Origin of the sequence: Pseudomonas sp. G34, assembly GCF_031119625.1 — a bacterium.
Classification (GTDB): Bacteria; Pseudomonadota; Gammaproteobacteria; order Pseudomonadales; family Pseudomonadaceae; genus Aquipseudomonas.
Map to the genome: position 1 here is coordinate 43,842 of NZ_JAVHZV010000020.1, position 22,324 is coordinate 66,165.

The window sequence follows — 22,324 nt, forward strand, 5'->3', positions numbered from 1 at the left end:
GCTCAGTTTCTCATCGAACAAGCGGCCTGTCTGCCTAAAAACCACTGCCTGCAGGGTGCCCCAGGCTGCCGTCCAGCGCACCTGCGACCTTGGTAGCGCCTGACGCTAGGCCGCTTTGCTGCGACACTATGCAGACGAGCGCAGGCTGCCATCCAATCCGCTCGCATCATTGCCCTTCTGTTTCCATGGAGTCTGCATGTCGCTGTCCAGTTGGCTTATCGCTGCAGTCGCCCTGCTCTACATGGCCGTGCTGTTCGCCATCGCCTTCTACGGTGACCGTCGCCGCAAACCACTGCCGCCCAGGGTCCGCGCCTGGGTCTACTCGCTGTCCCTGGCGGTGTACTGCACCAGCTGGACCTTCTTTGGCGCCGTCGGCCAGGCCGCCGAGCAGCTGTGGTCGTTCCTGCCCATCTACCTGGGGCCGATGCTGCTGCTGCTCTTCGCCCCCTGGGTGATAGAGAAGATGATGCTGATCAGCAAGCAGGAAAACATCACCTCGATTGCCGACTTCATCGCCGCGCGCTATGGCAAATCGCAGTCGTTGGCCATCGTCGTGGCGCTGATCTGCCTGGTCGGCGTGCTGCCCTACATCGCCCTGCAGCTCAAGGGCATCGTGCTTGGCGTCAACCTGCTGATCGGCTCGGAAACCGACCCCGCCGGCACCCGCGCCCAGGACACCGCGCTGATCGTCTCGGTGATCCTGGCGCTGTTCACCATCCTGTTCGGCACCCGCAACCTGGACGTGACCGAGCACCACCGCGGCATGGTGCTGGCCATCGCCTTCGAGTCGCTGGTCAAGCTGCTGGCCTTCATTGCCGTGGGCGCCTTCGTCACCTACGGGCTGTACAACGGCTTCGGCGATCTGTTCAGACAGGCGCAACGCAGCGCCGAGCTGGAGGCCTACTGGGCCGAGGCGGTGAACTGGCCGGCGATGCTGGTGCAGACCGGCATGGCGATGATCGCCATCGTCTGCCTGCCGCGGCAGTTCCACGTCACCGTGGTGGAGAACACCGACCCGCGCGACCTGCGCCTGGCGCGCTGGGTGTTCCCGCTGTACCTGCTGCTGGCCGCGCTGTTCGTGATCCCCATCGCCCTGGCCGGGCAGATGCTGCTGCCCGGCGGGGTGAGCCCGGACTCCTTCGTGATCAGCCTGCCGCTCGCCGAAGCCCACCCGGCGCTGGCCTTGCTGGCCTTTATCGGCGGCGCCTCGGCGGCCACCGGCATGGTGATCGTCGCCTCGGTGGCGCTGTCGACGATGATTTCCAACGACATGCTGCTGCCCTGGCTGCTGCACCGCAAAAGCACCGAGCGGCCGTTCGAGGCGTTCCGCCACTGGATGCTCACCGCGCGGCGGGTGAGCATCGTGCTGATCCTGCTGCTGGCCTACGTGTGCTACCGGCTGCTCGGCACCAACGCCAGCCTGGCGACCATCGGGCAGATCTCCTTCGCCGCCATCGGCCAACTGGCGCCGGCGATGTTCGGCGCCCTGGTGTGGAAGCAGGCCAACCGCCGCGGCGTGTTCGCCGGGCTGATCACCGGCGCTGCCTTGTGGATCTACACCCTGGTGCTGCCGGTGCTGGCCCGTGGCCTGGGCTGGCCGCTGGATATCTTTCCCGGGCTGCGCACCCTGCTGTATGCGCCGATCGGCTTCGAAGTGGACGCCCTGACCCGCGGCGTGGTGCTGTCGCTGGCCGGCAACCTGACGCTGTTCGCCTGGGTGTCGTTCTTCTCGCGCACCCGGGTGTCCGAACACTGGCAGGCCGGGCGCTTCGTCAACCACGACTTTGGCAGCAAGCACGGCGGCCGCGGCGCCCTGGCGGTGCAGGTCAACGACCTGTTGCTGCTCGCCGGCCGCTTCGTCGGCGAGGAACGCGCGCTGGACAGCTTCAGCCACTTCGCCCGTCGCCAGGGCAAGGCCTTCAACTCGGCGCAACCGGCCAACAGTGAATGGATCGCCCACACCGAGCGGCTGCTCGCCGGCGTGCTCGGCGCCTCGTCGACCCGTGCGGTGGTCAAGGCCGCCATCGAAGGCCGCGACATGCAGGTCGAGGACGTGGTGCGCATCGTCGATGAAGCCAGCGAGCTGCTGCAGTTCAACCGCGCACTGCTGCAGGGCGCCATCGAGAACATCAGCCAGGGCATCAGCGTGGTCGACCAGTCGCTGCGCCTGGTGGCCTGGAACCAGCGCTATCTGGACATCTTCGAGTATCCCGAGGGGCTGATCTGCGTCGGCCGGCCGATCGCCGAGATCATTCGCTTCAATGCCGAGCGCGGCATGCTTGGCAGCAGCGATGTCGAGGAAAGCGTCGCCAAGCGCCTGTACTGGATGCGCCAGGGCACCGCCCACAGCTACGAGCGGGTGTTCCCCAACGGCCGGGTCATCGAGCTGATCGGCAACCCCATGCCCGGCGGCGGCTTCGTCATGAGCTTCACCGACATCACCGAATTCCGCGAGGCCGAGCGTGCCCTCAAGGCCGCCAACGAAGGCCTCGAGCAGCGGGTTGCCGAACGCACCCATGAGCTGTCGCAACTGAACCAGGCGCTGATCACCGCCACCGGGGTGGCCGAAGCGGCCAACGCCTCGAAGACCCGCTTCCTCGCCGCGGTCAGCCATGACCTGATGCAGCCGCTCAACGCCGCCCGGCTGTTCTCCGCCGCCCTCTCCCACCAGGAAGAGGCGCTGCCCAGGGAAGCCCAGGAGCTGGTACGCCATCTGGACAGCTCCCTGCGCTCGGCCGAAGACCTGATCAGCGACCTGCTGGACATCTCGCGCCTGGAAAACGGCCGCATCACCCCGGATCGCACCGCCTTCGCGCTGAACAGCCTGTTCGACACCCTGGGCGCCGAATTCAAGGTGCTGGCCGCCGAACATGGCGTCGACTTCCATATGCAGGGCAGCAAGCTGCGCGTGGACAGCGACAGCAAGCTGCTGCGCCGCGTGCTGCAGAACTTCCTGACCAACGCCTTCCGCTACGCCAAGGGCCGGGTGCTGCTCGGCGTGCGCCGCCAGGGCGGGCAGCTGCGCCTGGAGGTCTGGGACCGCGGGCCGGGTATTCCCGAAGACAAGCGGCAGACCATCTTCGAGGAATTCAAACGCCTGGACAGCCACCAGACCCGCGCCGAAAAAGGCCTGGGCCTCGGCCTGGCGATCGCCGACGGGCTGTGCCGGGTGCTCGGCCACAGCCTGCAAGTGCGCTCCTGGCCGGGCAAGGGCAGCGTGTTCAGCGTCACCGTGCCGATCGCCCGCAGCCAGGCCCCGGTAGCCGAGCGGGCGCGCCCCGCGGGCAACGGCCAACTGCTCACCGGCACCCAGGTGCTGTGCATCGACAACGAGGAAAGCATCCTCACCGGCATGTACAGCCTGCTCACTCGCTGGGGCTGCCAGGTGTGGTCGGCGCGCACCCGCGCCGAATGCGAGCAACTGCTCGACGAGGACGTGCGCCCGCACCTGGCGCTGGTCGACTACCACCTCGACGAAGGCGATACCGGCACCGAGCTGATGGCCTGGCTGCGCACCCGCCTGGGCGAGCCGGTACCGGGCGTGGTGATCAGCGCCGACGGCCGCCCCGAACTGATCGCCCAGGTGCACGCCGCCGGCCTGGATTTCCTGCCCAAACCGGTCAAGCCGGCGGCGCTGCGGGCATTGATCAGCCGGCATCTGCCACGGCAGTAAGGCGGCCGGAAAGCGGTACACCATCTGTGGGAACGGGCGGGGACGCCTAGTTCATGCCCGTGATTCTTTAGCGGGCATGGCCCGCTCCCACAAAGCTCTTCGGCCGTAGTCGTAGGGTGGACGACGCTTCATCCGTCCACCGCTCTGCGATCGCAATGGTGGATGAAAAGAGCGTCATCCACCCTATATAGAGAACGGCCGCTCCCGCCACATTGCTGCCATCGCCTCTCGTTTGACATATGGCTGGCCCGGTCGTGAACGAATTGCACATCGCTACGACGCGCGCCACTGTTGCAAAACCCCGCATTACCTGCGAAAAACGCGCCCCTCTGCACTCTCGGAACCATGGCAATGAGCGACGAATTACGTATCGAGGACATCCAGCTTGGCGATGGCAAGGCGGTGGTCAAGGGCGCGCTGATCACCACCCAGTACCGCGGCTGGCTGGAAAACGGCAGCGAGTTCGACTCGTCCTATTCGCGCGGCAAGCCATTCCAGTGCGTGATCGGCACCGGGCGGGTCATCAAGGGCTGGGATCAGGGCCTGATGGGCATGCGGGTCGGCGGCAAGCGCCGGCTGTTCGTGCCCGCGCACCTGGCCTATGGCGAGCGTTCGCTGGGCGCGATCACGCCCCACTCGAACCTGAGCTTCGAAATCGAGCTGCTGGAAGTGCTGACGCGCGACGACTGAGCCGCGGTCTCAGTCATCCAGCGGCTCATCCAGCGGCAGCCCGGCGGCTCGCTCGAGCAGTTCCGGCGGCAGGCTCTTGCTGGCCCGGGCGCCGAGCAGCTTGAGGTTTTCGGCGCGGCTGATCAGGTTGCCGCGGCCCTCGACCAGCTTGTTGCGCGCGCCGGCATAGGCCTTGTCGAGCTGCTGCAGGCGCATGCCGACTTCGTCCAGATCCTGGATGAAGGCCACGAACTTGTCGTACAGCGCCCCGGCCCGCTCGGCGATTTCCCGGGCGTTCTGGCTTTGCCGCTCCTGGCGCCAGAGGCTGTCGATCACCCGCAGGGTGGCCAGCAGCGTGGTCGGGCTGACGATCACGATATGCTGGTCGAAAGCCTCCTGAAACAGCCCCGGGTCGGCCTGCAAGGCCGCTGCGAAGGCGGCCTCTATCGGTACGAAGAGCAGCACGAAATCCAGGCTGTGCAGCCCGTCCAGGTGCTGGTAATCCTTGAGCGACAGGCCCTTGAGGTGGCTGCGCAGGGACAGTACGTGCTGCTTGAGGGCCAGCTGCCGCGTCGCCTCATCGCTGGCCGACACGTGCTGTTGATAGGCGGTGAGGCTGACCTTGGCATCGACCACCACCTGTTTGTCGCCCGGCAGCTGGATCAGCACGTCCGGCTGGAAGCGCTCGCCCTCGGCACTCTTCAGGCTGACCTGGGTATGGTACTCGCGGCCCTTCTGCAGGCCGGCATGCTCGAGCACCCGTTCGAGCACCAGCTCGCCCCAGTTGCCCTGGGTCTTCTGGCCCTTGAGCGCCTGGGTGAGGTTCATCGCTTCCTCGCTCAGGCGCTGGTTGAGGCCCTGCAAACGCTCCAGCTCCTTGCTCAGGGAAAAGCGCTCGCGGGCTTCCTGCTGGTAGCTTTCCTCAACGCGCTTCTCGAAGGACTGGATGCGCTCCTTGAGCGGGTCGAGCAACTGGCCGAGGCGCTGCTGGCTGGTTTCCGAGAAACGCTGCTCGCGCTCGTCGAAGATCTTGCCGGCCAGCTCGGCGAACTGCGCACGCAGGGCATCGCGGGCGCCCTGCAGATCTTCGAGGCGCTGCTGATGGTTTTCCTGCTGCTCATGCAGCTCGGCGGCCAGCCCGGCGCGCTCGCTATCCAGGCGGCGCAGTTCGGCTTCCTGGCGCTCGCGCAGCGCCTGGGCCCCCTCGAGCTGCTCGCGGGCCAGTTGCAGGTCGTTCTGCAGCAGGTGGGTTTCACGGCGCAGGGCCGCCAGCTCGGCCTGTTGATCGGCCTTGATCTCGAGAATCTCGGCGAGCTCGTCGCGGCAGTTGTCCAGCTGTGCACTGAGGCCGGCCTGGGCCAGCTGCGCCGCATTCATGCGCTCCTGGGCGAGGCCCGATTGCAAGCGCATCTCCTCGGCCTGCCGCGACGCGGCGGCCATGCGTAGCCATAAAGGAACGGCGACCAGCAGCGCACCGGCCAGAAAAGCCGGCAACAGGGTCAGGAGATCGAAAGGCATAAAGGCATCCAGGCAAGACTGCCGGGCAGTATAACCGCGCGGGTTAAAGCCGCTCCAACAACACGCGGGCCTCTTCCTGCCCCTGCAGCGCGGCCAGCTCCAGCCAGTGCCTGGCCTGCCCGGCCTCGAGGGTACGGGGCTGGCAATACAGACGCCCCAGCTCCAGTTGCGCATGGCTGTCGCCGGCACGCGCCGCCTGGCGCAGCAGCTCCAGGCCGATGCGCCGGTCACGGGTATTGCCGCAGTCACGGCAGAGCATCTGCCCCAGGCGGCTCTGCGCCTGAACCACACCCTGGCGTGCCGGCTGCTTGAGCAGACGGCCGGCGATGCGTTTGACGCTGGGCGCCTGGCCCAGGCGCGGGCTATCGAGCAGCCAGGTGGCCACACGAACGGGAACCTGGGCACGTACGGGAAGGCTATCGAGTTGGCAGCGGGGTAAAACGCGAGGCATAGGGGATAAAGCGGGGCTTCGGAACAGGCGCGCCACTCTACTCTTTTTTGTTGCCAGGTAAAGCCCCGGCCCGGCGCAGAGCGGCTGCGCATGACAATCCACAGAAGCTGTGGATAACTTTGTGGGTATGATGGGCGAAATACCTGCTAACACTGATGATATGGGCCTCCCGGTCAAACTGTTCATTTTTTCACCACATCAGAAAAGTCTATATTTTTCATAAACTTATATTTGCGCCTACGCTATTGGCCAGGGTTTGACAAGGGGCAATATGCGGCTTGACAAGCCGCCTCTCGATTGTGCACAAGTCCGCCGGCAAGCCCTCGCAAATGCCCTTTTGCAGGGCGAAATCGCCCTTGACTTCGCGGCACGCCACGACGGGCGGGGCATGCAGCCATGCACCAATTGTGCTCTTGTCACCGCTACGCCATAAAGGTGTGAAGCACCAATCCCGCACGCATGGTTTGGCAGGCCCCACGGGTTCGGGTTAACGTCGCCGATTAATCGGTTTATGGACCCACGCCCATGCTCAGCCGCCGCATCTGGCTGCGACTGTCCGTCACACTTGCCCTGCTGCTGATGCTGGTTGTCGCCGTTTATCTGGGTGGCCGCTACCTGTTGCAGCGCAGCGGCGTCGAAACCCTCGACTGGCACGGCGCCTCGCTATCGGGCAACGGCCTGCGAATCGCCAGCCTGGGGCTGCGCCAACGCAGCAGCGCCGGCACCCTGGAGCTGCATGGCAGCGACCTGAAGCTGGCCTGGCGTGACTTCGCGTTCAACCTGCCGTTCTGGCGGCATGTGGATATCGACCGTTTGTCGGTCGAGTGGCAGCCGGCCCCGGATGACGACCACGCCTCGCCGCCGCCAGGCGACCTCGACCTGCAACAGCTGGCGGCGCCACTGGCCCTGCTGCCACGCAGCCTGAAGATTGCCCGGTTTGCCGCCACCCTGCCCTGCGCCCGCGGACACTGCGTCGCCACCGGCAGCCTGGATCTGCAGCGCGGCGAAGATCAACGCACCGCCCTGCGTCTGCACCTCGATCATCACGGGCAGACCGTGGCCGCCGCGCTCGACCTCGAGCCTGGCACCGATACGCTGGACCTGCAGTTGACCCTGGCGGTCGATCAACAGCCGCAAGCGACCCTGACCAGCGACCTGCAACAACGCGATGAGGGCCTGAGCTGGAGCGGCCAGCTCGAGGCCAACGAGCTGACCCAGGCCGCCACCCTGCAGAGCCTGCTGAGCGCCTGGGCAGTGCCTGAAGGCACGCAGTGGCCGGCAGCGCCGGGCGAAGCCAGCCTCGAGGCTACCTGGCAGCTGAACCTGCCGCGCCGCGACCTGGCGATGGACAACCTGCTGGCGGCGAGCGGCCAGTTCGAGGTGCACGGCAATCTGCCCCAGCCCTGGCCCGCTCCCGGCCTTGGCCTGCTACAGGGGCAGCTGGCCCTGGCGGCACGCAATGAAGGCCGGCAGTGGATCGCCGGGCGCGTCGAGGCCGACCTGCAGCTCAGCGAGCCGAACCCCGCCTGGCTGACGAGGCTGCCGCCGGAGCTGCGCAGCGAAACCCTGCACCTGCAGGTGCAAGCGGATACGCCGCTCGCCAACCTGCGCCCCGAGCTGGCCGGGCGCAGCCTGCCGCTGAAACTCAGCGCCGCGCTGCGCGGTGCCACCCGCCTGGATCTGCAGGGCCGCCTGGCCGTGACCAGCTCGGCGCCCTGGGCCGTGCAGTTCGCTGACGCACGCCTGACCACCCGCACCGCCCGGGTGAACCAGGCCGGCTGGCAAGTCGCCGAGCTGAGCAGCGATCTCAGGCTGGCCGGCCACGCCGACGGCAACACGATAGCCCTGGCCCTCGGCAGGGGCTCCCAACTCCAGGCCGCCAGCCTGAAAGGCGCCGCGCTGGAAGCGCAAAGGCTGCAGGTCAAGCTGGGCGGTAGCGACTTCAACCTGGCACTGCAGCAGGGCGCCCCGCATGGCTGGCAATTCAACGGCCCGGTGAACCTGCGCACCACGCGCCTGCAGCAGGCCAACCTCAAGCCCCAGGGCTGGCGCCTGCAGGGCCGGGTGGTGGCCGCCGACGGGGCCGGCACCCTGCGCGGCACGCTGAGCAACGACAGCGAACTGCAACTCGACCTCGATGCCGGCCTCGATGGCAAACAGAACCTGCAACTCAAGGCCACCCTCGGCGAGCTGTTCCTGCGCTCGGGCAATCCGTTGGCCAAGACCCTGGTGCAATGGCCCGAGTTGCTCGACCTGAAAAGCGGCCGCCTCAACGCCGCTGCCAACCTGACGCTGGCCTCCGGCAGCAGCGCCCCAAGCCTCGACCTGAACCTGACCGGCAAGGGCCTGGGCGGCATCTACGACCGCACCGAGCTCAGCGGCGTGGATACCCTCTTGGAGTTCCAGCTGGCGCGCCAGCGCTTCGAGCTGTACGTACGACAGCTGAAAATCCAGCAGGCCAATCCTGGGCTGCCGATCGGCCCGCTGGAAACGCGCATACGCTACGCAGCGCCCCTGGCCAGCGCCGCCAGGGGCCGCCTGGAGGTCAACCTGGCGCGCACTGCGCTGATGGGTGGGCAGGTCACCCTGACGCCAGGGCAATGGAACCTGGGCGCTGGTAATCAGTTATTTCCCATTAAGCTCCGCGGCCTGGAACTCCAGCAGCTGTTCGCCCTCTACCCCGCTGAAGGCCTGGCCGGCAGTGGCACCCTGGACGGTGACCTGCCAATGCGCCTGGGCCAGAACGGCATCGAGATCGAGCAAGGCCATGTCGCTGCCCGCCAGCCCGGTGGGCACCTGCAGTTCAGCTCGGAACGGATCAAGGCCCTGGGCCGCAGCAACCCGGCGATGCAGTTGGTGACACGATCCCTGGAGGACTTCAGGTTCACCACCCTGAACAGCGCGGTCGACTATGATCAGCACGGCACGCTGACCCTGGTGATGCGCCTGGAAGGCCAGAACCCGGCCATCGAGAACGGTCGGCCGATTCATTTCAACATCAACCTGGAGGAGGACATCCCCAGCCTGCTCGCCAGCCTGCAGCTGACCGACCGGGTCAACGACATCATCACGCGGCGCGTGCAGCAGCGAATGCTGCAGCGCAACACCGCCCCCAAGTAGCCTTGACGAGGAGAAGCGCCATGCGCTTGCGTAGTTCCATCACCGCCCTGCTGCTGGGGCTGCTGACCACGGCCTGTACCCCGACGGTACAGCTGGCGATGCCCAACGAGCCGATCAACATCAACCTGAATGTGAAGATCGAGCACGAGATCTATATCAAGGTGGATAAGGCGCTGGACGACATGTTCAGTGAATCCAGCGGACTGTTCTGAGGAGCCACGCATGAACCTGATCAAACCCTTCGCCGCCCTGTTGCTGCTGCTCAGCCTGAGCCTGCCGGCCCATGCCATCAGCCTCAACGAGGCAATGTCCGCCCTGGGTGATGCCAAGGCCAGCGGCCAGCTTGGCGAAATGCCCAATGGCTACCTGGGCGTGGTCAAAGCCGGCGGCCAGGCCGAAGAAATCGCCAAGCAGATCAACGCCGCGCGGCGCGCCGAGTACCAGAAGCTCGCCCAGCAGAACGGCATCCAGCTCAGCGACGTGGAAACCATCGCCGGCCAGAAGGCCATCGACAGGACCCCGGCAGGCCAGTACATCCAGCAGCAGGGCCAGTGGCGCCGCAAGTGACCTGAAGCAACGCCGGCAGACGTCTGCAGGCGCTCTGGCGGTGGGCGCTTCCCCGGCGGTTTCCCGGGCGCTTCGCCCTACCCGGGCTAGCGCGCTGAGCCACGTTCAGGGGCGGCGCAGCAGCCGCGCCACGTCCCTGGCGGCCTCATCGATGGCCGCCTCCTCATAGGGTGCGAAGCCCATCACCAGCCCGGGTGCCTGGGCCTTCACGCAATAGTGCTGCAAGGGCAGCACGTCGATGCCCGCCTCGGCCAGGCGCGCCTGGGCCTCGAGCTCATCGATGCCGTGCAGCCGACACACCACATCCAGCCCGGCGCGAATCGGCGGCACCTCGATCAGCCCCTGCCAGTGCCGCTCGGCGGCCTGCGTGAAGGCCTCGGCACGCACCGCATACAGCTTGCGCATGCGGCGCAGGTGCCGGTCGAAATGGCCCTGCTCGATAAAGTCCGCCAGCACCGCCTGGGCCAGGCTGTTGGCATGCCGCGCGGTCAGCGACACCAGCCGCGTGAAGCCTTCCACCAGCTGCGGCGGCAGCACCACGTAGGCCAGGCGCAGCGAGGGAAACAGCAGCTTGCTGAAGGTGCCGGCGAGAATCACCGAGGCATCGGCACCGGCCATGCTGCGCAGCGCCGGAATCGGCTTGGCGACGAAGCGGTACTCGCTGTCGTAGTCGTCCTCGAAGATATAGCTGCCGCGCTCGCTGGCCCAGCGCAGCAGCGCCAGGCGCCGCCCTGGTGACAGCTCGCCGCCCAGTGGCGCCTGGTGCGAGGGGGTGACATAGGCCAGCCGCGCATCCGCCGCCAGGCCCATGGCCACCTCGACCTGCAGGCCTTCACGGTCCACCGGTACATCGACCATCGCCACGCCGCTGGCCTTCATCAACTGCCGCGCGCCGGGGTAGCCGGGGTCTTCCATCCACACCCGCTCGCCAGGCGCCACCACCAGCCGCAAGGTCAGGTCCAGCGCCTGCTGCACGCTGGCGAGAATGACGATGCGCTCGGCGCCCACCCGCACGCCACGGGCAATCGCCAGGTACTGGGCGATGGCGCTGCGCAGCGCGGGCAAGCCGGCCGGGTCGGCATCGAGCATGTCGACCAGGCGCGAGGTGCGCAGATGGGCGGTGTGCAGCTTGCGCCACAGGTCGATGGGAAACGCCAGCACGTCACCACGGTGCGGAAAGAACGGCCGCAAGCCACGCTGCGCACCACCACTCATGAACACCGGTTTCTCTGCCTGCAGGCGCTGCGCCCACGCCGTAGCAGGCGCTTCACGCGGTTGCTCGGCCGGCACCCTGACCGGCCGCCCAGGAAAGCAGGCGTTGAGCCTGGCATCCGGCAGCACCGTGCAGACCCGCGTGCCATAGCCGCTGCCGGTATCCAGATAGCCTTCGGACTGCAGTTGCTGGTAAGCCGCCTGCACGGTGCCGCGGGCCATGCCGTAATGCCCGGCCAGGGCGCGGGTGCTGGGCAGCTGGCTGCCCGACGGCAGGCGGCTACTGAGAATCGCCTCGCGCAGTGCGCCATACAGCCAGCGCTGCAGGCTCTCGCCCGGTTGCGGCGCGCCAAGGGGCAGCGATACCACCAGAGGCCCCTGATTGTTAGCCGCCATGCCGCCCTCACTTGGATCAATCGATTTAGCACTTTATGGATCAATACGCTGGCCCACTTCAAGCAGAGAATCCGCTCATCGCCACCCCGCGTGTCGAACCTGGCCCGCGCCGCGGCCAGGTAAACACCTTCGAGGACTCGCCCATGAAACAACGCATTCTAGTGATCGGCACCGGCTTTGCCGGCCTGTGGAGCGCCCTGAGCGCAGCCCGCCTGCTCGACCTGCAGGCCCGCGACGACATCGAGGTGTGCGTGATCGCACCGAAGGCCGAACTGCATGTGCGCCCGCGTTTCTACGAGGCGGATGTAGCACGCATGAACGCACCGCTCGACGCCCTGTTCACCGCCGTGGGCGTGCGCTTCATCGCGGGCTGGGTCAGCGCCATCGACAGCACCAGCCAGTGCGTCACCTACCACGATCAACACCAGGCAGAGCAGCAGCTGAGCTACAGTCGCCTGATCCTGGCCAGCGGCAGCCAGGTCAAGCGCCCGCCCCTGAGCGGCGTCGAGCAGGCCTTCGATGTCGACAGCCTGGAGCAGGCCATCGCGCTGGAGCAGCACCTGCTCGGCCTGGCCGAGTTACCAGAGAGCCTGGCCCGCAATACCGTGGTGGTCGCCGGCGGCGGCTTCACCGGCATCGAGACCGCCACCGAACTGCCGGCCCGCCTGCGGGCAATTCTCGGCGACGAGGCGGCACTCCGCGTGATCGTGGTCGACCGGGGCGAGCGCATCGGCGCCAGCCTGGGAACGCAGATGGCGCCGCTCATCGCCGAGGCCAGCGCCCAGCAAGGCGTCACCTGGTGCCTGGGCACGTCGGTCAGCGCCGTGGATGCCGGCGGTGTCACCCTGGCCAACGGCGAGCGCATCGAGGCGCTGACGGTGATCTGGACGGTCGGCGTGCAGGCCTCCCCCCTTACCGCCCAGCTGGCCGCCGAGCGCGATGGCCAGGGCCGCCTGCATGTGGACCGCACCCTCAAGGTCGCCGGGCTGGCGAATCTGTATGCCGCCGGCGACACCGCCTTCGCCGCCGTCGACGATGAGGGCCACCACGCGCTGATGAGCTGCCAGCATGCCATTGCCCTGGGCCGCTCGGCCGGCAACAACGCGGCCGCCGATCTGCTCGGCGTGGCCCCCATCGACTATCGCCAGCCCAAGTACGTCACCTGCCTGGACCTCGGCGCCTGGGGCGCGGTGTTCAGTGAGGGCTGGGAGCGCAAGGTGATGTTCACCGGCGCCGAGGGCAAGCAGCTGAAAACCCAGATCAATACCGAGTGGATCTACCCACCCGCCGCCGTCCGCGCCAGCGCCCTGGCCGCGGCTGATCCGTTGATCCCGGTGGTGGCGTAACGGCCGTGCCCGCGCGATGCTGGCCCGGCCTGGCGGCATCCGCGGCGGCGCTGCCCCTGGGCCTGCCCTGGCGGCGTCGGCCTGACGGCTGACGATTTTCTTCAATACCGCCGCTGCACGCGGCGACAGACTGCGGGCGTCTTTTTCTGATGAGCGACGCCCACCATGCAGCAGTTCATGATCATTGCCGCCGCCCACTTCCTGGCGCTGATTTCCCCCGGCCCGGATTTCTTTCTGGTCGCCCGCACGTCCCTGGCCGCAGGCTGGCGAGTCGCCAGCGGCGCCTGCCTGGGTATCGCCGTGGCCAACGGGGTATTCATCGTCGCGGCGTTCACCGGCGTATCGGTGTTGCAGCCAGGCAGCCCAGCGTTCATCACCTTGCAACTGGTCGGCTGCCTGTACCTGCTGTACCTGGGCGTGCTGTTCATCCGCCATGCCGGCAGCAGCCTGCTCCAGGCCCCGGGCGAGGCGCCGCCTGGCGCGCGGCTCTCCTGGTTGCAGGCGGCCGGCATGGGGTTGCTGTCGGGCATCCTCAACCCCAAGAACGCGTTGTTCTACGTCAGCCTGGCGAGCATGCTGGGCGCCCATTCCAGTGCCGGCTGGAAGGTGTTCTATGGCATCTGGATGTTTGCCGTGGTGCTCGGCTGGGACCTGCTGGTGGCGCTGGCCATCGGCAACGGCCGCCTGCTGCGCAGCTTCCAGCGTGCCCTGCCGCTGCTCGAGCGACTCTCGGGCCTGGTGCTGATCGCCCTGGCGGTGGGCATGGCCGGGCTGCTGGCGAGCTGAGGGCGGCTCAGCGCCCTTCACCATTCAATGCCTGGTAGAGGCTGGCGCGCCGTGGTTTGCCCAGCAGATGACGGATGCCCCGGTAGCACGCCAGGCTGCCCAGGCCCGCGACGCCGATCACCAGGCACATGGGCCGCGCCGTGCCGTCGGCCAACACGCTGACCAGCCAGCTGAACAGCGCACCGCAGGCGAACTGCAGGGAAATGCCCAGGCCCACGGCGGCGCCGGCATTGCCCGGGAACAGGCTCATCAGGCTGGCGATGCAGTTGGCGCCGATCATGCCGCTGATACCCATGAACAGCAGCACGCCGCCGGTGATGGAGAACGGCTGCCCCCAGCCGGTCAAGCCGATGACGATCAACAGCGCCCCGGCGCAGGCGGCGACCACACTGCCGAAGCCGAGCATCTGCAATGGGCCGAGGCGGCGAACCAGGCGGGCATTGATGACGGTCGCCAGGATGATGCCGGCGATGTTCAGCCCGAACAGCAGGCTGAAGGCCCGTGGCGAAAAGCCGAAGTGGTGGATGAACAGAAACGGCGAAGCGGTGATGAAGGCGAACATGCCGCCCACCGACAGGCCCATGGCCAGGATGTAGCACAGCGCCAAGGGGTCGCGCAGCACGGTGCCATAGTGGCGGAACGAGGCCAGTACCGAATGGGTGCGTGCCTCGACCGGCAGGCTTTCCTGCAGGGCTGTCGCGACCGCCACCAGGCAAGCGGTGCCGAGCAGCGACAGCATGACGAAAATGATCCGCCAGCCGCCGAGCAGCACCAGATAGGTGCCCATGATCGGCGCCAGCAGCGTGGCGACCATGGCGATCACGTGCATCAGCGACAGCACCCGCGCCGCCTCGCTCAACGGATACAGATCACGCACCACGGTCCTGGCCAGCACCAGCGCACCGGCGCCGCCGACCGCCTGCATGAAGCGCAGCACGATCAACTGCTCGACACTGGTTACCCAGATGCAGCCCACCGAGGCGAGGATGTACAACAGCAGGCTGCCCAGCAACAGCCGGCGGCGCCCGTAGCGATCCGACAGCGGCCCATAGAGCAACATGCCCGAGCACAGCCCGGCCAGGAACACACCGATGGTCAACTGTACCTGGGCATCCCGAGTGCCCAGCTCCCGGGCGATGTCCGGCAGGCTCGGCAGGTAGGTATCGATGGACAACGGTGAAAAGGCGGCGAGCGTGGCCAGCAGCCACACGAGCCAGCGTGGCCGGGTTTGCGAAGACATTCGAGCGCTCTCGGGTAGGCGAAAAGGGATCGGTCAGCCGGATGCACGGCGGGTTTCGGACGGGTATTCGCCAAACAGGCCGCGGTAGTTTCGCGAGAAGTGGCTCAGGTGATAGAAGCCCATCTGCGCCGCTGCCTCGCCCACCCCACAGACCCCGGTCGGGGTGCTGGCCAGCCGCCGACGAACCGCGTTGAGGCGCAGGTTGCGCAGGTACTCCACCGGCGGAATACCGGCGACCACGTGGAAGCTGTTCTGCAGGGTTCGCCGGCTGACGCGCAGGCGCTCGCACAGATCGAGCACGCTGATTGGCTCATCGACGCAATCGAGCGCCAGCTCCTGGCTCTTCTTCACCAGGTACGAGCTCACCGCGAAGTTGCCATGCCGCCCGCGGCACTCGTTCTGCGCGCTGCCGAACAAGTCCAGCAGGGCGTCGATCAGGCTGTCTTCGAGCAACTTCTCGGCGGCGGTGCTGACGGCGTTAGCGTTGTGCAGCAGGTGTTGAAACATCGGGTAGATCTGCTGATGGAAACGTTTGAGCGCCACATCGGGTAAACCGATCTGCGAGGCGCTCTTGAGCAGGTCGAGTTGCTGCTGCGGCAGTTCGAGCGCTGCCAGCCTGGCAAAGCGCACGGTGTCGACGGTTACGGCGAAGAAGTGGGTGCCCTCCGGCGCATGCAGCAGAAACTCCTCGCCGTCGCGCAGCAGCACCACGCTGTGGGAGCCGACCTCGTGCTTCTGCACCACCGGCGCACAGACCGGGTTGAGCACCAGGGCCAGGCACAGGCGCCCTTTTGGCGCATAACCGTGCTGCACCACACGCTTGTCGAGCACCTCCTGAAAGATCTGGAAGCGCTCGGACGAAACCTGCTGCAGGTTGCTGCTCAGGCTGCCACGGCCGAGCTGGTCGTACACCTGGCGCCAGCCCAGAATCGAGCCGGCGTGTTGTTGTGGGTCATTGAAGGAACGGACTTCTGCAAACATGATGGCTGCACTCCACGGCTTGTCTGTAACGATTCGCCACAGGTGGCTCCGACGGTGAAAGGCGCTGTAGCGAAACGCGCCTTTTGCCCATCCCGGCCACATTTATTGTTTTCGGCGACACCACCTGGCTAGGCGATATGCCACTACAGGCTCTCCGGCCCTTGACCCGCTTGGAACTGTAAAGCCAACTCCATGCCAAGCATGCTCAGCCGGTAGCAACCCGGCTCGATGGCGATAGGCGCTAACAGCGCGCCGGACAGGATGACCTGCCCGGCACCGAGCCGATGCCCATCGGCCAGCAACCGGCGAATCAGCCAGCAGGCGTTGCTCAACGGCGACTCGTCGCCAAAGCTGCTGGCCCCGCGGCCCAGCGCATGGCCTTCATGCACCAGGCGATACTCCACCTGGTCATGACGCGTTGCATCGAAGGGCTGCCGGGCGGACAGGCAATAGGCCGCAGCGGCGGCGTTGTCGGCCACGAAGGCACCGGCCTCGAAGCTCCAGCTCTGCCAGCGGCAGTCGGCGATCTCGAAGGCGGCGGCCACCTCGCCGATGGCCGCGTGCAACGCCTCATCGCTGTAGAAGCCTGGGTCGAGGTCCTGACCGAGGATCAGGGCCAGTTCGATTTCCAGCTTGGGCTGGATCAACCCGGCCAGGTCGACCACCTGGCCCTCGGCAATCGCCATGGCGTCGGTCAGCGCGCCATACACCGGCTCGCTCAGGCCGAAGCGGCGCTGGGCGGCAGCACCGGCAAACGCCACCTTCCACCCGCTCAGGCGCTCGTGCCGCGCCTCGCGCACCCGCATGCCGAGGCGCTGCAGCTCATAGCCCGAGGCGAGATCCAGACCGTCGCCCTGCTCCCGGGGCAGCGCCACCTGCTCGCGCGCGGCCTGTAGAAGACGCTGGGCCAGATTGGCCTGGTTCATGACAACTGCCCCTGCAACTTGGCCAGCACGCTTTCCAGACGCTCGGGCGTGGTGATGGCAGCGACGAAACGGTCCGGGCGCACGATCACCACGCAGTCACGCACCTTGGCAAACCAGTTGCCGAGCTTGTTGTCGACGTCTTCCACGCTGATCACCCCATCGGCGCTCAGCGGCTGGTTGCGGCTGCCGCTGCGCGAACGGTTGACCTGGATGAAGCGGGTGTTCCAGCGCGCCCAGTAGGCCTTGGCCGCCTCGCTGAGCTCGGCCGTCGGGTTGACCCGGTAACCGAGCACCGCATAGGAGTCGCCAAGCACCTCGTCGAGCCGGCGCTTGTTGCGCTCGGCGTCTTCGACGAAGGGCTGCACGAACAGCTGGCCGACCAGGTCGCCTTCGCGCAGTTCTTCGCGCTCGTGGTAGACCAGCCCCTTGATGATGGTGGCCTTGGGCTTGAACTTGAACTCCAGAAGGTGCGAGCGCAGGTTGTCGACGGTGTTCACCGCCTGGAACAGCCAGTCGCGCACGCCGGCCATCAGCGGGTTGGTGAGGCCCAGTACGGCGCCCATGTTGTCGGCCAGGCCGATCAGGTCGGTGGCATGGCCACGGCGCTCGATGTCGTAGCTGGCGATGATCTTCGGCGAGGCGCGGCCCTGCAGCACGGCCACCAGTTTCCAGGCCAGGTTGGCGACGTCGCGCAGGCCCGAGTTCAGGCCCTGGCCGGCCCACGGCGGAGAGATATGCGCGGCGTCGCCGACCAGGGCCACACGGCCTTCGACGAAACGTGCCGCCACCCGCGAGTTGTGGGTGTAGGCGCGGATGCGCACGATCTCCAGCGCGTCCACCGCATCGCCGATATGCCCGCGAATCAGCTGGCGGATGGTGGCTTCCTCGCACATCTTCGCCTCGTCCTCGCCCTCCTTGAGCATGAACTCCCAACGGCGCTGGCGGTACGGCAGGTAGATGCACACGAACGGCCGCTCGGGGTCGGCGTGCAGCGCGGTGTAGGGGGCGTCGAGGGAATCGTTGGTGACATCGACCACCACCCACTTGCGCGGGTGGGTCATGCCCAGCAATTCGATGCCGAGCTTCTTGCGCACGCAGGAGCGGCCGCCGTCGGCACCGACCACGTACCCGGCATGTAGCTCGTAGGGTTCGCCATCGGCGCCCTTGACTTGCAGGGTCACGCCCTCCTCGTTCTGGCTGAGGTCGAGCATCTCGTGGCCCAGGCGCAGGTCGACGCTGGTGTGGCGCGGCAGTGCTTCACGCAAGGTGCCTTCGAGCAGCTGCTGCATGAAGATGTTGCGCATCGGCCAGCCGTACTCGGCGGCCGTCGGTTTGACTTCGGCAAAGCACACGCCACGGGCGTTGTAGTAGCGCAGCGGCACATCGCAGATCATGTCGCGAATGGCCATGTCGGCGATGCCGATGCCCTGCAACACGCGCAGCGCCTCATCGTCCATGCCGACCGCACGCGGGTACGGGAGGATGCCCTCGGCCAACTCCAGCACCACGCACTGGATGCCGTGATGGCCCATGTAGTGGGCCATGGCGATGCCATTCGGCCCGCCGCCGACGATGACTACCTGAGTCGTCTCGCGTTTCATGCTTTCCACCTGTTTCTTGTAGGTTTCGGTGTAGATCGGGCTAGGCGCGCTGCGCCCGCAGATAGTCGCCGACGACCTGATTGAACAGCGCGCTCTGGTCGTCGTGAACGTAGTGGCTGGCGTCGTCGATCACGGCTGTCTGAACGTTCGGGTTGGCGCTCTGCAGTGCCTCCAGGGTCGCCAGCGGCAGGAAATCCGAGCGCCCGCCACGAATGAACAGCGTCGGGCAGTCCAGTGCATGCACCGCCGGCCACAGATCGGTCGGGGTGATGCTCAGGCGCGCCTCGGCGATGCCCTGCTGGTCATGCCGCCAGGTGATGCCCTGCTCGGTTTGCTTCATCGAATGGGCCAGCCGCGAGGCCAGCCCCTCGGCCGACAGGCCCGGGCGCGAGCGCTGCCAGAAGGCTCGCGCGTGCGCCCAGTCCGGAAAATACAGCGGTGTTTCCTGCATCTCGCGGCGGATGCGCGCCGCCCCGTCGCCGACGCTCGACGAACCCGGGCCGATGTCCTCGATCACCAGGGCCGACAGGCGCCCCGGGTGTTGGCGGGCGTACTCCAGGGCATTGGCGCCGCCCAGGGAGTGGCCGACCAGCATGAAGCGCCCCAGGTGCAGGTACTCGACCAGGTCTTCGAGGTCGCGCACGTAGTGCTCGGTGCAGTAGGTGCGGCTGTCGGCCCAGTCACTCAGTCCGCGTCCGCGCTGGTCGAGGGCATAGCAGCAGAACGCGTCGCCCAGGGCCTCGGCCAGCGACTGCCAGGTCTGCGCATAGGCGCGCAGACCATGCAGCAGGATCACCGGTGTGGCATCGGGGTTGCCCCACTGCAGGAAATGCAGCGGCAGCATCGAGCGGTTGTGGAAGAAGTGACTGTTGGACATGGCGGTTCTCCGGCCGGCGCGTGGCACTCAGGTCAGCCCGTTGTCGCCCTTGATGGCATCGGCGGTCAGGCCGCCCAGGCGGGCATGCAGGCGCCCGCGGGTGGCGAAGGCCCAGATGATGATCACTTCGTCCGGCGCCGGGCCGTCGCCAAAGGAGGCCGACACGGTGTCGTAGTGCGAACGCACGTAGAGGGCGTCCTTGTGGGCCAGCGGAATGTCGATGGTCACCCCCGGCGCGCCGCGCTTGCCGGTCGACGGCACCCACGACTTGCCGCCACCCAGGGCGACGCGGATCGGGTCGGCAGCCGGGTTGGTCAGGAAGGCGTTGCCGTGCTCGTACTCGCTGGCGCTACCGACCAGGCAGGCCTTGCCGTAGCTGATCACGCTGCGGCCGGCGGCCAGTTCATTGATGCGCCGGCCGAATTCATGGCCGAGCAGCGGCGAGTCATTGATCAGCTCATCGAGGTTCTCGCTGAAGCGCCCGGCGTAGGGGTTGTGGATGGCCGCGGCGATCACGTACTTGAACACGGGCTCGCCATCGGCCAGTTTGCCGGTTTCGTTGGCGTGGGTTTCTTCGGTGAAGCTGTACCACTTGCGGATGTGGTAGCTGGCGAAATTCTTGGCTTTCATCAAGGTGTTCCTTGCTCAGAGAGGGTCGACGGTGAAGTTGCGGCTCGGTGCCCCGGCCGCCTTGAAACGCGCCTTGGCCAGGGCGTCGTCGTGTTCGGTTTCGAAGAAGAATTCCAGGCGGTTGCCGTCCGGGTCGTGGAAGTACAGGCCGTTGCCGATCTCGTGATCGGTGATCTTGACGATCTCCACGCCCTTGCTCAGCAACATGCCGTACAGCTCGCGCAGGGTGGTCATGTCGCCGGCCACTTCCAGGCCGTAGTGCTGCAGGCCCAGGCCGCCCTGATGGGCGCCGGGCTCGGCCTTGATCAGGGCGATGTCGTGGTGCTTGCTGCCAAAGGCCATCATCACCCAGGCCTCGCCACGGGCGCTTTCATGCATGCCCAGCACATCGGCGTACCACAGCGCCGAGGCGTCCGGGTCGGTGACGAACAGCGAAATATGGGTGCGCAGGATGTCGATCTTCATCGCAAGGCCCTCACTTCTTGATCACGGATGTGTGCCCGGCCTTGATCTGCGCCACCGCCGGCGTCCACAGCACGTCGGCGATCTCGCTGAATTCGCGCCACTGCTTCTGCCAGCCGTTGCCGCCGTTCAGCGAGGTGAACAGGTGGCCGTACTTGGTGCCGGCGACGATCTGCAGCGGGTTGGCCGGGTTGAAGGCGATGGCCCACACGCAGGAGTTGGGCTGCTGGGACAGCGGCAGCACTTCCCAGGTAGCGGCGGCGTCACGGGAGACCAGCACCTTGCTGGTGGTGCCCGGGGTGCCGTCGGAAATGCTCAGGTACAGGGTGTCTTCGCTGCCCACCGGTGCATTGAGCACGCGCACGTAGTACAGGCCGAAGGCGTCGGCGCCGACGATCCCGGTCCAGGTCGCGCCTTCGTCGAAGCTGCGGTACACGGCGTTGACGCACACCACCACGATGACCTTCTTGCCATGGTTGGGCAGCACCACGATGTTGTGCACATCGGAGTTGTAGTCCCACAGCAGGCGGTCATCGAGGCGGGTGAAGGTTTCGCCGCCATCGCGGCTATGGAACAGGCCGCCCTCTTCCAGGCCGAACCACACCTGGTTGCGGTCGGTGGGGTCGTAGGCGAAGGCCAGCAGGCGTGGCTTGCTGACGCCCTCGCAGAACTCGGGAATCTCTACCGGCACGCGGTACCAGCTGGCGCCGGCATCCAGGGTGCGCCAGAGCACGGCCCGCGATGGCGCGCCGGTGCCGACGAAGATGCGCTTGGCATCCTTGGGGTCGACCGCCACCTTCCACACGGTTTCGCCATTGAACGGCGAGTCGACGCGCGTCCACTTGCCGCCGGTGTCGTGGCTCACGCACAGGCCGACATCGGTGCCGGCGTAGATCACTTCCGGCGCTTGCGGGCTGACGCTCAGCGAGCGGGTGATGGCATCGAACTCGATGTCCTGGCCGAGGCCCAGGCGATGCCAGGTCTTGCCATCGTCGGCGCTGCGGATCACCGCTTGGCCGACGGTGGCCACCAACAGGGTTCCGTTGCTCATGGTTGCCTCCTCAGATGAAGATGCCGCGGGTCAGGCCGCCATCGATACCGATGGATTCGCCAGTAACGGCGGCCGCTTTGGGGGATGCCAGGAAACCGATCAGCCAGCCCATTTCGATCGGCTGCAGGGTGCGGCGGATCGGCGTGGAGTCGATGTAGGCCTGCTCGACCTGCTGCGGGGTCTTGCCCTGCTTGACGCCTTCACGCTCGTACAGCTCGTGGATGTGCGGGGTGTCGACCACACCGGGGTGGATCAGGTTGACGGTGATGCCCGACGGGCCGAGCTGGTCGGAGAGGGTCTTGGTCATGTGGGCGATGGCCAGGTTGCGCATGCCCGACAGCACCTTGCTGCCACGCCCGGTGAGGCCGCCGATGTTGATGATGCGCCCGAAGCCGGCCGCCTTCATGTGCGGGGTCACCGCCTTGGCGCAGCGGAAGTAGCCGATCACCTTGGTGTTGAGGTCCGACAGCAGCTCGTCGTCGCCGGCGTGTTCGATATCGTTGCGCACCACGCCGGACGGCGCAGCGGCGCCATTGACCAGGATGTCGATACGGCCGAAGTGATCCTTGGCCTGCTGCACCATGCTCGACACCGCCTGCATGTCGTTGGTGTCGCAGAACAGCGGCAGCACTTCATTGCCGGTTTGCGCGCTGATTTCCTCGGCAGCGGCGCGCAGGTATTCCATGCGGCGCGCACAGATGACCACCTTGCAGCCCTCTTCGGACAGGAAACGCGCGACTTCTTTGCCGATACCCATGCCGCCGCCGGTGACGATGGCGACGCGGTCTTGCAGTTGCAGATCCATGATTGTTCCTCTG

Annotated in this window: 19 protein-coding genes; 7 read left to right on the plus strand and 12 right to left on the minus strand. The window is 66.7% G+C overall.

Features of this window, described 5'->3' with window-relative positions:
• Positions 1–196: 196 nt before the first annotated feature.
• Positions 197–3,673 (plus strand): hybrid sensor histidine kinase/response regulator, encoded by a 3,477-nt coding sequence (locus QYS36_RS13800; RefSeq protein ID WP_308840020.1) that lies wholly within the window; start codon positions 197–199, stop codon positions 3,671–3,673.
• A gap of 351 nt (positions 3,674–4,024) precedes the next feature.
• Entirely contained in the window at positions 4,025–4,363 is a 339-nt protein-coding gene (locus tag QYS36_RS13805; RefSeq protein WP_308840021.1) for an FKBP-type peptidyl-prolyl cis-trans isomerase, read from the plus strand.
• A gap of 9 nt (positions 4,364–4,372) precedes the next feature.
• Here the strand turns inward: QYS36_RS13805 and rmuC are convergent, their stop codons facing one another.
• Together rmuC and QYS36_RS13815 are read right to left on the minus strand one after the other, a co-directional pair.
• Positions 4,373–5,860 (minus strand): DNA recombination protein RmuC, encoded by a 1,488-nt coding sequence (rmuC, locus tag QYS36_RS13810; RefSeq protein ID WP_374990455.1) that lies wholly within the window; start codon positions 5,858–5,860, stop codon positions 4,373–4,375.
• A 43-nt stretch (positions 5,861–5,903) separates the two neighbouring features.
• Entirely contained in the window at positions 5,904–6,311 is a 408-nt protein-coding gene (locus tag QYS36_RS13815; RefSeq protein ID WP_308840022.1) for a sel1 repeat family protein, read from the minus strand.
• Between the two features lie 525 nt (positions 6,312–6,836).
• On the opposite strand from QYS36_RS13815, the gene QYS36_RS13820 reads away from it, so the two are divergent.
• Genes QYS36_RS13820 through QYS36_RS13830 form a run of 3 tightly spaced genes read left to right on the plus strand, consistent with a single transcriptional unit; the run spans position 6,837 to position 9,998 of the window.
• Entirely contained in the window at positions 6,837–9,431 is a 2,595-nt protein-coding gene (locus QYS36_RS13820; protein ID WP_308840023.1) for a YdbH domain-containing protein, read from the plus strand.
• A 20-nt stretch (positions 9,432–9,451) separates the two neighbouring features.
• On the plus strand, positions 9,452–9,643 hold the full coding sequence (locus tag QYS36_RS13825; protein WP_308840024.1) for a YnbE family lipoprotein: 192 nt from the start codon (positions 9,452–9,454) through the stop codon (positions 9,641–9,643).
• 10 nt (positions 9,644–9,653) lie between these two features.
• Entirely contained in the window at positions 9,654–9,998 is a 345-nt protein-coding gene (locus QYS36_RS13830; protein WP_308840025.1) for a YdbL family protein, read from the plus strand.
• A 105-nt stretch (positions 9,999–10,103) separates the two neighbouring features.
• Here QYS36_RS13830 and QYS36_RS13835 read toward each other — a convergent pair whose 3' ends face one another.
• Complete coding sequence (locus tag QYS36_RS13835; protein WP_308840026.1) at positions 10,104–11,606, minus strand: PLP-dependent aminotransferase family protein; 1,503 nt, start codon at positions 11,604–11,606, stop codon at positions 10,104–10,106.
• A 143-nt stretch (positions 11,607–11,749) separates the two neighbouring features.
• Here QYS36_RS13835 and QYS36_RS13840 point away from each other — a divergent pair, with 143 nt between their 5' ends.
• Positions 11,750–12,952, plus strand: a complete 1,203-nt coding sequence (locus tag QYS36_RS13840; protein ID WP_308840027.1) for an FAD-dependent oxidoreductase — start codon at positions 11,750–11,752, stop codon at positions 12,950–12,952.
• Between the two features lie 165 nt (positions 12,953–13,117).
• Positions 13,118–13,738 (plus strand): LysE family translocator, encoded by a 621-nt coding sequence (locus QYS36_RS13845; RefSeq protein WP_308840028.1) that lies wholly within the window; start codon positions 13,118–13,120, stop codon positions 13,736–13,738.
• A 7-nt stretch (positions 13,739–13,745) separates the two neighbouring features.
• Here the strand turns inward: QYS36_RS13845 and QYS36_RS13850 are convergent, their stop codons facing one another.
• The 9 genes from QYS36_RS13850 to QYS36_RS13890 form a co-directional block, all read right to left on the minus strand.
• Positions 13,746–14,978: a multidrug effflux MFS transporter gene (locus tag QYS36_RS13850; protein ID WP_308840029.1), complete on the minus strand. Its 1,233-nt coding sequence runs from the start codon at positions 14,976–14,978 to the stop codon at positions 13,746–13,748.
• A gap of 33 nt (positions 14,979–15,011) precedes the next feature.
• Positions 15,012–15,959 (minus strand): helix-turn-helix domain-containing protein, encoded by a 948-nt coding sequence (locus tag QYS36_RS13855; RefSeq protein WP_308840030.1) that lies wholly within the window; start codon positions 15,957–15,959, stop codon positions 15,012–15,014.
• Between the two features lie 143 nt (positions 15,960–16,102).
• Complete coding sequence (locus tag QYS36_RS13860; RefSeq protein WP_308840031.1) at positions 16,103–16,885, minus strand: 2-keto-4-pentenoate hydratase; 783 nt, start codon at positions 16,883–16,885, stop codon at positions 16,103–16,105.
• Positions 16,882–18,486 (minus strand): bifunctional 3-(3-hydroxy-phenyl)propionate/3-hydroxycinnamic acid hydroxylase, encoded by a 1,605-nt coding sequence (locus QYS36_RS13865; RefSeq protein WP_308840032.1) that lies wholly within the window; start codon positions 18,484–18,486, stop codon positions 16,882–16,884. The genes QYS36_RS13860 and QYS36_RS13865 overlap by 4 nt, the downstream gene beginning before the upstream one ends.
• 40 nt (positions 18,487–18,526) lie before the next feature.
• Complete coding sequence (locus QYS36_RS13870; RefSeq protein ID WP_308840033.1) at positions 18,527–19,363, minus strand: alpha/beta hydrolase; 837 nt, start codon at positions 19,361–19,363, stop codon at positions 18,527–18,529.
• A gap of 27 nt (positions 19,364–19,390) precedes the next feature.
• On the minus strand, positions 19,391–19,993 hold the full coding sequence (locus QYS36_RS13875) for an amino acid synthesis family protein (RefSeq protein ID WP_308840034.1): 603 nt from the start codon (positions 19,991–19,993) through the stop codon (positions 19,391–19,393).
• Positions 19,994–20,008: 15 nt separating this feature from the next.
• Complete coding sequence (locus QYS36_RS13880) at positions 20,009–20,458, minus strand: VOC family protein (RefSeq protein ID WP_027906094.1); 450 nt, start codon at positions 20,456–20,458, stop codon at positions 20,009–20,011.
• 10 nt (positions 20,459–20,468) lie between these two features.
• Positions 20,469–21,506 (minus strand): glycosyl hydrolase, encoded by a 1,038-nt coding sequence (locus QYS36_RS13885; protein WP_308840035.1) that lies wholly within the window; start codon positions 21,504–21,506, stop codon positions 20,469–20,471.
• A 10-nt stretch (positions 21,507–21,516) separates the two neighbouring features.
• Positions 21,517–22,311, minus strand: a complete 795-nt coding sequence (locus QYS36_RS13890) for an SDR family oxidoreductase (protein WP_308840036.1) — start codon at positions 22,309–22,311, stop codon at positions 21,517–21,519.
• Between the last annotated feature and the right edge of the window lie 13 nt (positions 22,312–22,324).